The organism is Variovorax sp. YR566 (genome assembly GCF_051992195.1).
Lineage (GTDB): Bacteria > Pseudomonadota > Gammaproteobacteria > Burkholderiales > Burkholderiaceae_C > Variovorax.
In genome coordinates, this window is the sequence record NZ_CP197092.1 from 4,758,498 (window position 1) to 4,772,769 (window position 14,272).

Sequence of the window (14,272 nt, forward strand, 5' to 3'; positions counted from 1 at the left end):
CGCGGGCGGACGGCACAATCGGCCGATGCGATTTTTTCTCCCTACGCCTTCGCGCGCCGCTGCGGCAGCCGCTCTTCTCGCCGCATGCTGCGCCTGGTCCACGGGGGCCATGGCCCAGAAATCTTCCAACGGCCCTTCCAATGGCCGGAATGCAGCCGCCAGCCCGGTGCGCGGCAGCACGCCCTACGCCACGCGCGACGACGCGATGCAATTCGCCGACGACGTGGCCGAGCGCCGAGGACTCGACCGCGACTGGGTGCGCGCCACCATCGGCAGCGCGCGGTTCCTGCCCAACGTGCCGCGCCTGATGCTGCCGGGCCCGGTCGGCACCGTGAAGAACTGGCAGACCTATCGCAGCCGCTTCATCGACCCGGTGCGCATAGCGGCCGGCGTGCGCTTCTGGCGCGCCAACGCCGACACGCTGGCGCGCGCCGAGCAGGTGTACGGCGTGCCGCCTGAAATCATCGTCGGCATCATCGGCGTGGAAACCATCTACGGCCGCAACATGGGCAACTTCCGCGTGATCGACGCGCTGGCCACGCTCTCATTCGACTTCCCCGACGGCCACCCACGCGCGGCCGAGCGCCAGGCATTCTTCCGCGGCGAACTCGAAAGCTTCCTGAGCACCGAGAGCCGCACCGCCGACGATCCGCTCACGCCCCTGGGCAGCTATGCCGGCGCCATGGGCATGCCGCAGTTCATGCCCAGCAGCATGGCCAAGTACGCGGTCGACTTCGACGGCGACAGCCGCATCGACCTCGTCAACAACCCCGCCGACGTGATCGGCTCGGTCGCCAACTACTTCAAGTCCTTCGGCTGGACACCCGGCATGCCGGCCATCTACCCCGTGCATTTCGAGGAAGCGCGGCTGCAGAAGGCGCTGCTGCTGGCGCCCGACATCCTGCCGACCTTCAGCGCCGACAGCTTCGTGGCCGCCGGTGCGGTGCCCGAGGGTGAAGGCATCAAGCACAAGGGCCTGCTCGCATTGATCGAGCTGCAGAACGGTGCCGATGCACCGCCGACCTACGTGGCGGGCACGCGCAACTTCTACGTGATCACGCGCTACAACTGGAGCAGCTACTACGCCATGTCCGTGCTCGACCTGGGGCAAGAGGTCAAGGCGGCGATGGAGCAATAGGCACCATGACACCCGATGCGCTGCGCGCGAACTGGACCGACGCATGGCGTGCGCTGGGCGTCGAGTCGCCCGGCGAAGCGCTCTGCACCGAGCTGCAGCGCCGCTACGGCGAGCCGCAGCGCCACTACCACACGATGCAGCACCTGGGCGAATGCCTCGCGTGGTTCGAGCGCGAGAAGACATCGGCCGAGCGCCCTGGAGAAGTGGCGCTTGCGCTGTGGTTCCATGACGCGATCTACGACGTACACGCCCACGACAACGAAGCTCGCAGCGCCGACTGGGCGCGCCAGGCCCTGCTTGAAGCCGGCGTGGACGAAGCAGCAGCCGAACGGGTTCACGCGCTCGTCATGGCCACGCGCCACGACGCTGTGCCCGAAGGCCGCGATGCCGAACTGCTGATCGACATCGACCTGTCGATCCTCGGCGCCGAACGCACGCGCTTCGACGAGTACGAGCGCCAGGTGCATGCCGAGTACGCCTTCGTTCCGGATGAAGTGCGCCTGCCGCGCCGCCGCGCGATCCTTCAGCGCTTTCTCGACCGCCAGGCGATCTACGCAACACCGCGGATGCACGCGCAGCTCGAAGCACAGGCGCGCGCCAACCTGCAACGCTCCATCGCCGGCTGACTGGCCTTGCCCGTCAGTCGGGCATCAGCCGCCACCACTCGGAGCGCGGCAGTTCGCCGTTGCGCTCCTCTTCAACGATGCCGAACAGCAGTCCATCACGCGACGCACCCATCTTCGCCAGTTGTAGCGTCCGCGCCGCATCGCGGCACAGCGCGAAGCTGGCATCGCCCTGCCATTCAAGGCACCGGCCGACTTCGGCCAGCATCAGCGCAGGCTGACTCTGCATGAAGGTGAAGGGCATCGGCAGGCCCGCATCGAGCTGGGTCAGCCCCGCATGCGTGGCGCCCCATGCACCGCGCATGCTGGCAACGCGGATGCGCGCGCCGGCCGGCAGCGCTGCCTCGCCAGCGGCGTCGAGGCAGCAGCGCGCGCCGTACATCGCCAGTTCGGTCCACAGGCCGACGCGGCGCGGCCGGCGGCCGATGCGGCGGGCCAGGTCGTCGCGCCAGTCGGCGGGCGGCGGATGCGCGACGAAATGCGCTGCGGTGCGCCAGGTGCTCATGAGCCGACATCCTTCAACACCAGCGAGGCATGCCCGCCGCCGAAGCCGACCACGTTGAGCAGGATGTTGCGCAGCCTCTGCGGCGCCTCCTTGCTCAGCGCAATGCCGAGCGAGGCATCGAGCGGATAGTCCACGGTGGGCCAGACGCCACCTTCGATGCAGCCAACCAGCAGGGCCAATTCCGCCGCCCCCGCCGCGCCCAGCGTGTGGCCGATCGCCGACTTGAGCGACACCAGCGGCGGCAGCGGATCGAACACCTGCTTCAGCGCTTCCACCTCGATGGCATCGTTGACGGGGCTGCCAGCCGCCTGCACCTTGATCAGGTCAATGTCGCCGGGCTGCAGGCCGCCCTGCGTCAGCGCGCCGCGACACATCGCGAGCACGGCCGAGGCTTCGGTGCCAGAGGGGTTGCGCCCATCGACCACATTGGCGCCGCCCGTGATCTGCCATCGCGCGGGCTGCGATGTCAGGCGCAATGCAGCCACCGCTTCGCCGAGCACCAGCCCCTTGCGCTGCGCACCGAAGGGCTGCGCGCTGTCTGGCGCCAGCAGTTGCATTGCGCCGAAGCCGGCCACGGTGAAGCGGTTGTCCATCTCGACGCCGAGCACAAGCGCTTCGTCGGCCTCCGCGCTTCGGATCAGGTCGGCGGCGGCCAGCACGGCGTTCAGCGCCGAGGTGCAGGCGGTCGAGACGGTGAACACCGGCCCCTGCCAGTCCAGCGCGCGGGCCACGACACCGGCAAAGTCCTGCAGATCACCGCCTAGCCGCAGATCCTGTTTCTCGTATTCCATGAAGCCGATGTCGAGCGACGACGAGGCCACGAACAGCGGCGCGGTGCGTGGTCCCAAATCACCGGTCTTGTCAGTCTGCGCAACCACGCTGCGCACGGTGCTGCACAGGCGCTGCGTCCAGTCGCCTTCTCTCGACGCCAGCGCGTAGACCGGCCAGCTGATTCCGTCCGCCACGGCCACCGGCGTCGGGGGCACGCAACCATGTCGCAATGAGGCCAGCACGGACGGCATGTCGTCACCCAGCACACAGGCCAGGCCCATGCCGGCCAGGTAGACATCGTTCATGCCTTGCCCGCTTGCGCCAGATGCTCCGCGAGATGGGCGATGGAAGTCATCGCCCGGCGCGTTTCCTTGCTGTCGGGCATACGCACGCCAAAGCGCTGCTGGATCGTCATCGACACCTGCAGGGCGTCGAGCGAATCGAGGTCGAGCCGGGCCTCGGGGCCGAACAGCGGCTCGTCGTCGCCGAGGCCGCCCGGGGGCGCATCTTTCTCGACGGCTTCGAGCACCATCGCCTTGAGGCTGGCGATGAATTCAGGGGTGACGGTGGTGCTCACGGTGCGCGCCTGCGAAACAGGAAAACGGCCAGAAGAAACATCAGCGCCGCGAACACGACCAGCCGGCCGATCTGCGGCAGGGCATCGGCCACGCCGCCGCCGCGCAGCAGCACGGTCAGCAGCGCCTCGAGCCCCCAGTTCATCGGAGAGATCTCGACCAGCCGCTGCATGAAGCCCGGCATGACGAACTTGGGCACCATGATGCCGCCCGCCGCCGCCATCAGCACGTTGACCATCGGCCCGATGGTGGCGGCCTGCGCATGGCTGCGCACCAGGCAAGCCAGCGCGAGCGACAGGCTCACCGCCGCCAGGCTCACCGCCGCCAGCGACAGCAGCAGCGCCCCCCAATGGACGCCTGCAAGCGACAGCGCATCACCGCCGATCAGCGGCATGAACCAGATACCGGCCGCGAGCATCAGCACAGCCTGCAGCGCGTTCACGCCCAGGTACGGCAACGCCTTCGACGCGAGCAGCATGATGCGCGACACGCCCAGGCTCTGCAGCCGGCCGAGCGCGCCCGAGCTGCGCTCCTGCACGAACAGGCTGGAGAGCGAGGCCACCACGAAGAACATGCCGAACACCAGCCATGCCGGCACGTTCTGCTGCACCGAGGTCGGCCGCGGGCCGGCGGTGGAGAAGCGCTCGGCATGCACCATCGCCTCGATGGAAGCCTCTGGCGCAGGACTGGCCGTGCCGGGCACCGCCAGCGCGAGGCGCGCCTTGAGCTCGCCCGATGCGCCGATGAGTTCGGCACGCAGCGCATTGAACAGGTTGGCGTCGATGCCGGGCTCGGTCAGCAGATGGATGCGTGCCTGCGTCGACAGCGCGGCAGATTCCAGTTCTTCAGACAGGCCCGGCTCCATCACGATCACGTACTTGAGCGAGCCGTTGCGCAGCCGCGCCTGCCAGTCGCTGCCCAGCGGCTGCGGTGCACCATGGCTGCGCTGCCAGAGCTGCTGCAGCCATTTGGCCGGCGTGGCCGTGTCGCGCATGTCGATGGCATAAGTCAGCTCGGCCAGTGGCGGGCGATAGATATCCTTCAGCGTGAGCGACATCAGCACGATGAAGACCATCGGCATCAGGAACAGCGCGGCAAGGCCATGCATGTCGCGCACGAGGGCGAGCAGTTCTTTCTTGATGAGCGCGAGGAGCATGGGGGTCAGTCGCGCAGCGAGCGATGGGTGAGCGCCATGAAAAGCTGCTCGAGGTCATGGCGGCCGAACTCGGCATGGCGCACTTCGATGCCCGCAGCTTCGAGCGCGGCCAGCACAGGCCCCGGGCCGCTGCCGGCGTTCAGGTGAATGCGCCAGTGCACTCCCCCCTGCTCCACCGTGCCGAAGCGCGAGAGCATGTCGGCATCTAGCCCGTCAGCAGCCAGCGTGAGCAGCATCGCGTTCTTCGACAGCAGTTCGTCGAGCGAGCCTTCGCGCAGCACATGGCCGCGGTCGAGGATGGCGACACGGTCAGCGATCGCCTCGATCTCTTCCATGTAGTGCGAGGCGTAGATCACCGCCGCGCCCTGCTGCGCGAGGCTCTTGATGGCGTCGAGGATGAAGGCGCGCGATTGCGGATCGACACCCACGGTGGGTTCGTCGAACAGCATCAGCTCGGGTTCGGGCAGCAGGGCAATGGCCAGGTTGAGCCGGCGCTTGAGTCCGCCCGACAGCCGCTCGGCGCGCACGCCCGCGAACTGCTCCAGCTGCGCAAACTGCGTACAGGCCGCGATGCGCTCCTTCTTTCGCGCGCCCGACAGGCCTCCAGCCGCGGCAAAGCAGGCAAGGTTCTCGGCCACGGTCAGCATCGGATAGAAGGCCTGCTCCTGTGGCGCCACGGCAATGCGCGTTGGCGTCTTCGCGCGCACCTGCTGCAGCGGCTGGTCGTCGATGCGGATCTCGCCCGACTGCACGGCAAGCGCGCCCGACAGATGCGAGATCAGCGTGGTCTTGCCTGCGCCGTTCGGTCCCAGCAAACCCAGTACGCAGCCCTTTGGCACCGCGAGCGATACGTCGGCCAGCGCGGGCGCGTCGGCATGCAGGTAGCGGTAGCTGAGCTGGCGCAGCTCTAACATCAGGCGACAGCTGCCTTCAGGTCGCGAAAGAAGCTTTCCTCCTGCTGCGCCTGCTCCCGCAGCTTCGCAGCCAGCGCAGCCGGGTCGACCGCCTCACGCCCCTTCACCATGCGCGCGGCTTTGAGCGCGAACGCACGCCAGCCGTCGCCGATGGCGATGAGCCGCTCCGACATCTGCTGCAGCTGCGGCTTGTCGAGCAACTGGGCCGCCTCCTGCAGAAAGCCCGCGTAGATGAAGCGGAAGCCCGCCCCGCCCGTGCCGATTTCTTCCTGCATGCGCACCACGTGGCCGATGAAGTCGACGCTGCGCGGATCGGCCGGCGACAGCTTCTGCATGCGCTTGGCCAGCGTGTGCATGCCGCGCACACCGACGATGGGAATGGGCGCGAGCATGTTGCGCACTGTCTTGCGGATGGCCTTGACCACCGAGGCCGCATCGACGACCTTGCGGTCGATGGCCTGCGGGTAGTACATGAGTCCCTTCGGGGCCAGCACGCCCTTGGCGAAGCGGGCACGTGCCAGGTCGCTGCTCGCGCAACGCACGGGCTCCTCGAACACCGGGTCGCTGATCAGGTAGTCGTCGCCGTCCTTGCCGTACACCAGCAGGTTGTGCGCATTGAAGTGAAAGCGCATGTTCGGCGGAAAGTACGGCAGCCAGTACACCGACGTTTGCAGCCCCACCAGCTGGCCATCGGCCAGCAGCGCGTCGAGCCTCTGCTGCCCCGCCTCGGCGCTGCGGAAGGTCTCGAAGCGGAAGCGCGCGGCCATCGGCGCCAGCAGGCCCTTGATGATGGCCTTGGGCGGCATGCGGTACGAGATCAGCGGCAGGCCCGACAGCTTGATGAAGGGAAGGTACGCGAACGAAATCGCGGACGACAGGCCCAGCGCCATGCTCTCGCTCATCGGCGCGCCGTGGTGGCGCATCAGGCTGGAGATGACGCCGCTTTCGCAATGCGCCGCCTGTTGGTGTTGAAAGTTCACGGCAGGCCTTGCAAGGTGGAAACGGGCAGGCCCAGCGCTTCGCTGTAGCGTGCGAGTTGCGCCGGCGACAGCGCGGCGAAATGGCGCGGCTGCAGGTGGCGCCGCACGCGCCACTGCCAGAAGCCGCTGGTCTGCGAGAGCAGCGCCACGTCCATGCGGCGCTCGTACATCCAGTATTCGAGCGGCGAAGCCTGCCCCGCTTTCACGCGCTCCTTCGCGGCCTGCGCCTGCTCGACGAGCACGTCGACCGCATGGCTGGTGACGATCTCTTCCGCCTCCCAGCCGCGCGAAGTGGTGGTGACGACGCGGCCCTGCGCATCGCGGGCGTACATCAGCTTGGAGTGGCCGTCGAGGGTCGCATTGCCCTCCTGCGGTACCGCGTCGAGATCCATGGCTACACCGCTTCCATGTAGATGAAGCCGCTGGAGAAGCGGCCACTTTCGGGCACGAACATCAGCAGCTTCTGGCCGGGCTTGATGCGGCCCGAGCGGAACAGCTCGTCGAGCATGATGTAAGGCGACGCCGAACCCGTATTGCCCTTGCTCGCAAGATTGCTGAACCAGCGCTCGCGCGGAATCGGCAGGCCCAGCGATTCGAGGCACTGGCTCACCGGCTCGACGAAGTACTGCGACGACAGGTGCGGCAGGAACCAGTCGATGTCCGCCGTCTTCAGCCCGCGCCGCTCGATGATGGCCGCCAGCGGCTCGCCCAGCGTGGCGCGCACGATGTTGTCGTTGAGCAGGCGCACGTCCTGCTTGACGGCGAAGGTCGACTCGCGCCGCCAGTCTTCGGGCGACTTGCGTCCCCAGCCGTCGAGGCCGCCTTCGGCATTCTTCTCGGCACCGGCGTACATGCACACCGGCAGCTCGTGCGCGGCGGACGACAGGTCGATCCAGTCGATGCGCAGCGACAGCGGCCCGCGTGGCTCGCGCTCCAGCAGCACTGCACCCGCGCCGTCGGACAGCATCCAGCGCAGAAAGTCTTTCTCGAAGGCCAGTTCGGGCCGCGCTTCCAATGCTTCGAGCTTGTGCTCGAGCTCGGCCTCGAAGCGCGAGCCGCGCATCACGGCCGAGGCGAGCTCCGAACCCGTGGCCACCGCGCGCCGGGCATCGCCCGCGCGCACCGAGAGCCATGCATGCTTCAACGCGGTGGCACCAGCCAGGCAGATGCCCGCGCAGGCCACTACTTCGAGCCGCGGCCAGCCGAGTTCGCCGTGCACCATCACCGCGTGGTTGGGCATGAGCTGGTCGGGCAGCGAAGTGCCGGTGACGAGGCAGTCGACCGGCCCCACGTCGCCCAGCGCGCGGATCGCGGATGCAGTGAGCTGCGCGTTGGTCATCGCCAGTTCGCCCGTGGCGCGGTCGATGGCGTAGTGGCGCGACTGGATGCCGTTGCTGCGCAGGATCAGCCGCCGCGCGCGAGACGCCTTGCCGCCGATGCGACCGAGGACGTCTTCGATGTCTTCATTGCTGACCGGGGAAAAGGGCAGAAAGGCGGCGGTGCGGGTCAGGAAGACATCAGTCGTCATAGAGGGGGGTGCGGTCCGTGGCAGAGCCCGACGGGCACTCGAATTGGGCTGTCATTTTAGTCAGCCACCCTCTGAACAAAGGTCGCAGGAGTGCCTGCAGGCTCAGGCTCACGGGCACCACCGTAATGATCAGTACCAGCAGAAACAGCACGTACAGCAGCAGCAGCGGCTTGCGCTGCCACGCGCCGGGCCCGCCGGCGGCCATGATGAGCTTGCCCCACAGGTAGAAGCTGCGCGTGCCGGCCTTCTCGCTGATGAGCAGCCTGGCATTGGCCTGCACCGCCCCGAGGCCGGCCAGCAGCGGCTGCTTGCCGCGCTCCAGGTCGTTGTGCAGGGCATCACGCAGGGCACGGCCGAAGCGGCCTGTACCGTCGATCTGTTCGGCACTGAGCCCGGCATCGGGCATGCCCCAGAAGCCGCGCTTGCGGCCCCAGATCAGCCAGGCCGGCGTGGTGAAGAAGGTGGCGAGCGTGGGGCCGGGGTCGGTCAGCACCACGTTGTCGATCAGCCTCGCGCCGACGTCGTCGAGCATGCCCTTGAGTTTTTCGTGGGCCAGAAGCCACATGTTGCGGCAGGCGATGACCGTGACCACCGGCTTGCCCTTGAGCAGCCGCGCCGCCACCGGGTGCTTGAGGAAGGCCGCCACGGGCTGTGAAGGCGCCAGGAACCACACCTGGTACGGCAGGATGACGAGGTCGAAGTCTTCCTGGCCCGTGAGCGACAGCGGCGCCAGCGGCTGCGGCTTCATGTGGGCCGACTCCGGGAAAGCGTCGAAGAAGCTCAGGAAGGGCCAGGGAAAGGGATACGGCGCAAGTGGGCGCAGCGTTTCCTCGTGCACCTCGATCGACGGGTCGGCGCGCAGCGGCGCCACGATCCGGTCTGCAACCTCGTCGAGCTGGCCGGATTGCGAATAGCGAAGAACGAGGACGCGCTTGACGCTTCGAGGGGGGCTGGAGGGGCTGGAAGTCACTGGCGGTGGCGTTTCGGGGGCCGTCGAATGTACGCGATGCCTGTAGCGAGCGCATCTGCCAATGGTCATGGCGTCGCGGCAATCAGACGGTCGAATCGGTCAAATGGCCGGCGATGCGGAAAAAGAACAAGAAAAAAGGGCCGCACCTTGCGGCACGGCCCCTGTCGTGGTGCGCGAGGGAAGCTCAGCGCACCTTGCCTTCCTTCCAGGCGGTCAGCAGCTTGTTGTAGTCGATGGTCTCGCCCTTCGGCTTCTCGTTGGCCAGCTTCTTCCACGGGGCGTGGTCGTCGCTCAGGTACTTGGCCGGGTCGCCCTTGGGGTTGAGCTTGGGCGCGCAATGGGCCATGCCGGCGCGCTCGAGGCGGGCCATCACGTTGTCCATCTCGTCGGCCAGGTTGTCCATTGCCTTCTGCGGAGTCTTCTCGCCCGTGACGGCCTCGGCCACGTTCTTCCACCAGAGCTGCGCGAGCTTCGGATAGTCGGGCACGTTGGTGCCGGTCGGGGTCCAGGCCACGCGCGCCGGGCTGCGGTAGAACTCGATCAGGCCGCCGTACTTGTTGGCGTTCTGCGTGAAGTAGTCCGAGCGGATGTCGCTGTCGCGGATGAAGGTCAGGCCGGTGATCGACTTCTTCAGCGAGGTGGTCTTGGCAGTGATGAACTGCGCGTAGAGCCAGGCTGCTGCCGTCTTGTTGGCGTCATGGCCCTTGAAGAAGGTCCACGAACCCACGTCCTGGTAGCCGTTCTGCATGCCCTGCTTCCAGTACGGACCGTTCGGGCCGGGGGCCATGCGCCACTTCGGCGAGCCGTCGTCGTTCACCACGGGCAGGCCCTTCTTGGTCATGTCGGCGGTGAAGGCCGTGTACCAGAAGATCTGCTGGGCGATCTGGCCCTGCGCCGGCACGGGGCCGGATTCGCCGAAGGTCATGCCCATGGCCTCCTTGGGCGCGTACTTCTTCATCCAGTCGATGTACTTGGTGAGCGCGTACACGGCAGCCGGCGAGTTGGTGGCGCCGCCACGCGACACCGAGGCGCCGGTGGGCGTGCACTTGTCGGCGGCCACGCGAATGCCCCATTCGTCGATCGGCATGCCGTTGGGAATGCCCTTGTCGGCGGAGCCGGCCATCGACAGCCACGCATCGGTGAAGCGCCAGCCCAGCGACGGGTCCTTCTTGCCGTAGTCCATGTGGCCGTAGATCGGCTTGCCGTCGATGGTCTTCACGTCGACGCTGAAGAACTCGGCGATGTCTTCGTAGGCGCTCCAGTTGAGCGGCACGCCCAGGTTGTAGCCGTACTTGGCCTTGAACTTGTCCTGCAGGTCCTTGCGTGCGAACAGGTCGGCGCGGAACCAGTACAGGTTGGCGAACTGCTGGTCGGGCAGCTGGTAGAGCTGGCCGTCGGGAGCAGTGGTGAAGCTGGTGCCGATGAAATCCTTCAGGTCGAGGCCGGGGTTGGTGAACTCCTTGCCCGCGCCGCCCATGTACTCGGTCAGCGACATGATCTTGCCGTAGCGGTAGTGCGTGCCGATCAGGTCGGAGTCGGACACCCAGCCGTCATAGATCGACTTGCCCGACTGCATCGAGGTCTGCAGCTTCTCGACCACGTCGCCTTCCTGGATCAGGTCATGCTTGACCTTGATGCCGGTGATTTCCTCGAAGGCCTTGGCCAGCGTCTTCGATTCGTACTCGTGGGTGGTCAGGGTTTCGGAGACGACGGACACCTCCTTCACGCCCTTGGCCTGCAGCTTCTTGGCCGCATCGATGAACCATTTCATTTCCTCCATCTGCTTGTCCTTGGACAAGGTAGATGGCTGGAACTCGCTGTCGATCCATTTCTTGGCTTCAGCCTCGCCGGCCGTTGCCGCACCGTGCGCGGCGAACATCGCCGCTGCCAGTGCCAATGCCGTGTAGCGCATCTTCATGAAGTTGTCTCCTCGGTTGTTGCTTCCCCGGTGTTGTGTTCGATCACGGCTCCGGGGAGGCGGAGAGCCGGAACGCATTTGGTTGAACGCTAAGAGCCGTGCCCGCTCAGCCCTTGCGCATCACGAGCGCAAGCAGGCCCATCGACAGCACGAAGCTGATCCAGATCGAAGGCTCGGCCTCCAGGCTGAACCACTCCTGGAACTTGCCGGCCAGGCCGATGAAGACCAGGTTCAGGTACGCCGCCGACAGCAGCCCGATGAAGAGCCGGTCGCCACGCGTGGTGGCCATCGGCAGCCAGCCGCGCCGCAGCGTGGTGGGCGACTTGAACTCCCACACCGTCATGCCGACCAGCATGAGCGCGATGCAGATGAAGAACACGGCCACCGGGGTGGTCCAGACCATCCAGTCGAACATCTCTCGGCCTCCTTAAACACGACCCATCGCGAAACCCTTCGCGATGTAATGGCGCACGAACCAGATGACGATGGCGCCCGGAACGATGGTCAGCACCCCGGCAGCCGCCAGTGTTGCCCAGTCCATGCCCGAGGCGCTCACCGTGCGCGTCATCGTCGCCACGATGGGCTTGGCGTTCACGCTCGTGAGCGTGCGCGCCAGCAGCAGCTCAACCCAGCTGAACATGAAGCAGAAGAACGCCGCCACGCCCACGCCGGCCTTGATGAGCGGCAGGAAGATAGTGAGGAAGAAGCGCGGGAACGAATAGCCGTCGATGTACGCCGTCTCGTCGATCTCGCGCGGAATGCCGCTCATGAAACCTTCCAGGATCCACACCGCCAGCGGCACGTTGAACAGCAAATGCGCGAGCGCCACGCCCAGGTGCGTGTCCATCAGGCCGACCGTGCTGTACAGCTGGAAGAACGGCAGCAGGAACACCGCGGGCGGCGTCATGCGGTTGGTCAGCAGCCAGAAGAACACATGCTTGTCACCCAGGAACGAATAGCGCGAGAACGCATAGGCCGCTGGCAGCGCCACGGTGAGCGAGATCACCGTGTTGATGGCCACGTAGATCAGGCTGTTGATGTAGCCCGAGTACCACGACTCATCGGTGAAGATGCGCGCGTAGTTGGCCCAGGTGAGCTGCTGCGGAAAGAACGAGAAGCTCGACAGGATCTCCTCGTTCGTCTTGAAGCTCATGTTGATCATCCAGTAGATGGGCAACAGCGCGAACAGGATGTACAGCACCAGGAAGATGCTGCGCTTGTGAAATCTCTTCTCGTTCATTTCTCCACCTCCGCTTCCTGCGTACCGACCCGCTGCATCCAGTTGTAGAGCACGAAGCAGAACAGCAGGATGATGAGGAAATAGATCAGCGAGAACGCCGCTGCAGGCCCCAGGTCGAACTGCCCCACTGCCTTCTGCGTGAGGTATTGGCTCAGGAAGGTGGTTGCGTTGCCCGGCCCGCCGCCCGTCAGCACGAAGGGCTCGGTGTAGATCATGAAGCTGTCCATGAATCGCAGCAGCACCGCGATCATCAGCACGCCGCGCATCTTGGGCAGCTGGATGAAGCGGAACACCGCGAACTTGCTCGCGCCATCGATGCGCGCGGCCTGGTAGTAGGCATCGGGAATCGAGCGCAGGCCCGCGTAGCACAGCAGCGCCACCAGCGGCGTCCAATGCCACACATCCATGACCAGCACGGTGAGCCACGCGTCTGTGGCGCTGCCGGTGTAGTTGTATTCGATGCCCATCGTCTGCAGCGCATGGCCCAGCAGGCCGATGTCGGCGCGGCCGTAGATCTGCCAGATGGTGCCGACCACGTTCCATGGAATCAGCAGCGACAGCGCCACCACCACCAGCACCGCTGAAGACTTCCAGCCCTTGGCCGGCATCGACAGCGCCAGGCCGATGCCCAGCGGAATCTCGACCAGCAGCACCGACAGCGAGAAGCCCAGCTGGCGCCACAGCGCCTCGTGCAGCTCGTCGTCGCGCATCACCGAGGCGAACCACTCGGTGCCGACGAAGACTCGGCGCTCGGGCGAGATGATGTCCTGCACCGAGTAGTTGACCACCGTCATGAGCGGCACGATGGCCGAGAACGCAACGCAGATGAGCACTGGCAGCACCAGCCACCACGCCTTCTGGTTGATCGGTTTGTTGGTTGCGTTCATACGACCAGTTCCTCGTCTTTGTAATAGCAGGTGTGCGTATCCAACACTCGCACCCACACCGTGCCTCCCGCTGCCGGCGGCTGGTCGTCGGAGTGCAGCCGCACCTTCAGCACGCTGCCGTCGGCCTCCACGCTCAGCATCACGTGCGTGCCCACGTCCTGCACCTGCTTCACCACGGCCGGCACCGCACCGGCGGCGCCCGCGTTGGACAGGCGCAGGTACTCGGGGCGGATGCCGATCTTCAGAGGCCCCTGCGGCAACTCGCGCGTGGGCACCAATGGCGTGCCCGCAACCTCGATGGTGCCGTTCGCGCTCTTCGCGGACAGGAAGTTCATGCCCGGCGAGCCGATGAAATGCCCGACGAAGGTGTGGGCCGGCCGCTCGAACAGTGCTTCGGCGCTGCCCACCTGCACGGCCTTGCCGCGCGTCATCACCACCACCTCTTCGGCGAAGGTGAGCGCCTCGACCTGATCGTGCGTCACGTAGATGAGCGTGAGCTTCAGCTCGCGGTGAATCTGCTTGAGCTTGCGGCGCAGCTGCCACTTCAGGTGCGGGTCGATCACGGTGAGCGGCTCGTCGAAAAGCACCGCCGACACGTCGCTGCGCACCAGCCCGCGCCCGAGGGAGATCTTCTGCTTGGCGTCGGCCGCGAGGCCGGCGGCGCGCTGGTTGAGTTGCCCGCTCATGTCGAGCATCTCGGCAATCTCGCCCACGCGCTTCTTGATCTGGTCGGCCGGCACCTTGCGGTTGCGCAGCGGGAACGCGAGGTTCTCGGCCACGGTCATGGTGTCGTAGATCACCGGGAACTGGAACACCTGCGCGATGTTGCGTTCTTGCGGCGTGGCGCGCGTCATGTCGCGGCCATCGAAGGTGACCGTTCCCTGCGAGGGCACGAGCAGGCCCGAGATGATGTTCAGCATGGTCGTCTTGCCGCAGCCCGAGGGGCCGAGCAAGGCATACGCCCCGCCGTCGCGAAAGCTCATCTTCAGCGGCAGCAGCGCATAGTCGCTGTCCTGCGTCGGGTTGGGGCGATAGGCGTGGGCCAGGTCGAGGTCGATGCGTGCCAT

At 66.4% G+C, this 14,272-nt stretch carries 16 protein-coding genes; 2 read left to right on the plus strand and 14 right to left on the minus strand.

The features are described 5' to 3' along the window. Window positions 1-25 precede the first annotated feature (25 nt). Together mltB and ACTG4X_RS22285 are read left to right on the plus strand one after the other, a co-directional pair. Complete coding sequence (gene mltB / locus ACTG4X_RS22280; protein WP_307616747.1) at window positions 26-1,138, plus strand: lytic murein transglycosylase B; 1,113 nt, start codon at window positions 26-28, stop codon at window positions 1,136-1,138. Between the two features lie 5 nt (window positions 1,139-1,143). Further along, a complete protein-coding gene (locus ACTG4X_RS22285; RefSeq protein ID WP_440531951.1) occupies window positions 1,144-1,764 on the plus strand; it encodes an HD domain-containing protein in 621 nt (206 codons plus the stop codon). A 13-nt stretch (window positions 1,765-1,777) separates the two neighbouring features. Here ACTG4X_RS22285 and ACTG4X_RS22290 read toward each other — a convergent pair whose 3' ends face one another. From ACTG4X_RS22290 to ACTG4X_RS22355, 14 genes are all read right to left on the minus strand, one after another. After that, window positions 1,778-2,266 (minus strand): hypothetical protein, encoded by a 489-nt coding sequence (locus ACTG4X_RS22290; RefSeq protein WP_093050754.1) that lies wholly within the window; start codon window positions 2,264-2,266, stop codon window positions 1,778-1,780. Beyond that, window positions 2,263-3,342 carry a beta-ketoacyl synthase N-terminal-like domain-containing protein gene (locus ACTG4X_RS22295; protein WP_440531952.1) on the minus strand — a complete coding sequence of 360 codons (1,080 nt, stop codon included), beginning with the start codon at window positions 3,340-3,342 and terminating at the stop codon, window positions 2,263-2,265. Before ACTG4X_RS22295 ends, ACTG4X_RS22290 begins: the two co-directional genes overlap by 4 nt. Continuing rightward, window positions 3,339-3,614, minus strand: a complete 276-nt coding sequence (locus ACTG4X_RS22300; RefSeq protein WP_256328860.1) for an acyl carrier protein — start codon at window positions 3,612-3,614, stop codon at window positions 3,339-3,341. The genes ACTG4X_RS22295 and ACTG4X_RS22300 overlap by 4 nt, the downstream gene beginning before the upstream one ends. Beyond that, on the minus strand, window positions 3,611-4,768 hold the full coding sequence (locus ACTG4X_RS22305; protein WP_440531953.1) for an ABC transporter permease: 1,158 nt from the start codon (window positions 4,766-4,768) through the stop codon (window positions 3,611-3,613). Before ACTG4X_RS22305 ends, ACTG4X_RS22300 begins: the two co-directional genes overlap by 4 nt. Window positions 4,769-4,773: 5 nt before the next feature. Further along, entirely contained in the window at window positions 4,774-5,682 is a 909-nt protein-coding gene (locus ACTG4X_RS22310) for an ABC transporter ATP-binding protein (RefSeq protein ID WP_440531954.1), read from the minus strand. Next, a complete protein-coding gene (locus tag ACTG4X_RS22315; protein ID WP_093080158.1) occupies window positions 5,682-6,662 on the minus strand; it encodes a BtrH N-terminal domain-containing protein in 981 nt (326 codons plus the stop codon). Before ACTG4X_RS22315 ends, ACTG4X_RS22310 begins: the two co-directional genes overlap by 1 nt. Then, complete coding sequence (locus ACTG4X_RS22320) at window positions 6,659-7,054, minus strand: hypothetical protein (protein WP_093050769.1); 396 nt, start codon at window positions 7,052-7,054, stop codon at window positions 6,659-6,661. The genes ACTG4X_RS22315 and ACTG4X_RS22320 overlap by 4 nt, the downstream gene beginning before the upstream one ends. Window positions 7,055-7,056: 2 nt before the next feature. Next, complete coding sequence (locus tag ACTG4X_RS22325) at window positions 7,057-8,190, minus strand: beta-ketoacyl-ACP synthase III (protein WP_093080153.1); 1,134 nt, start codon at window positions 8,188-8,190, stop codon at window positions 7,057-7,059. Beyond that, window positions 8,180-9,160, minus strand: coding sequence for a dialkylrecorsinol condensing enzyme (locus ACTG4X_RS22330; protein WP_440531955.1), 981 nt, complete (start codon window positions 9,158-9,160; stop codon window positions 8,180-8,182). Before ACTG4X_RS22330 ends, ACTG4X_RS22325 begins: the two co-directional genes overlap by 11 nt. Before the next feature lie 184 nt (window positions 9,161-9,344). Next, on the minus strand, window positions 9,345-11,078 hold the full coding sequence (locus ACTG4X_RS22335) for an ABC transporter substrate-binding protein (protein WP_093050780.1): 1,734 nt from the start codon (window positions 11,076-11,078) through the stop codon (window positions 9,345-9,347). Between the two features lie 106 nt (window positions 11,079-11,184). After that, complete coding sequence (locus ACTG4X_RS22340) at window positions 11,185-11,493, minus strand: DUF2160 domain-containing protein (RefSeq protein WP_093050783.1); 309 nt, start codon at window positions 11,491-11,493, stop codon at window positions 11,185-11,187. Window positions 11,494-11,505: 12 nt separating this feature from the next. Further along, window positions 11,506-12,318, minus strand: a complete 813-nt coding sequence (locus tag ACTG4X_RS22345; RefSeq protein ID WP_019656045.1) for a carbohydrate ABC transporter permease — start codon at window positions 12,316-12,318, stop codon at window positions 11,506-11,508. After that, complete coding sequence (locus ACTG4X_RS22350) at window positions 12,315-13,205, minus strand: carbohydrate ABC transporter permease (RefSeq protein WP_093050786.1); 891 nt, start codon at window positions 13,203-13,205, stop codon at window positions 12,315-12,317. Before ACTG4X_RS22350 ends, ACTG4X_RS22345 begins: the two co-directional genes overlap by 4 nt. Beyond that, complete coding sequence (locus tag ACTG4X_RS22355) at window positions 13,202-14,272, minus strand: ABC transporter ATP-binding protein (protein ID WP_440531956.1); 1,071 nt, start codon at window positions 14,270-14,272, stop codon at window positions 13,202-13,204. Before ACTG4X_RS22355 ends, ACTG4X_RS22350 begins: the two co-directional genes overlap by 4 nt.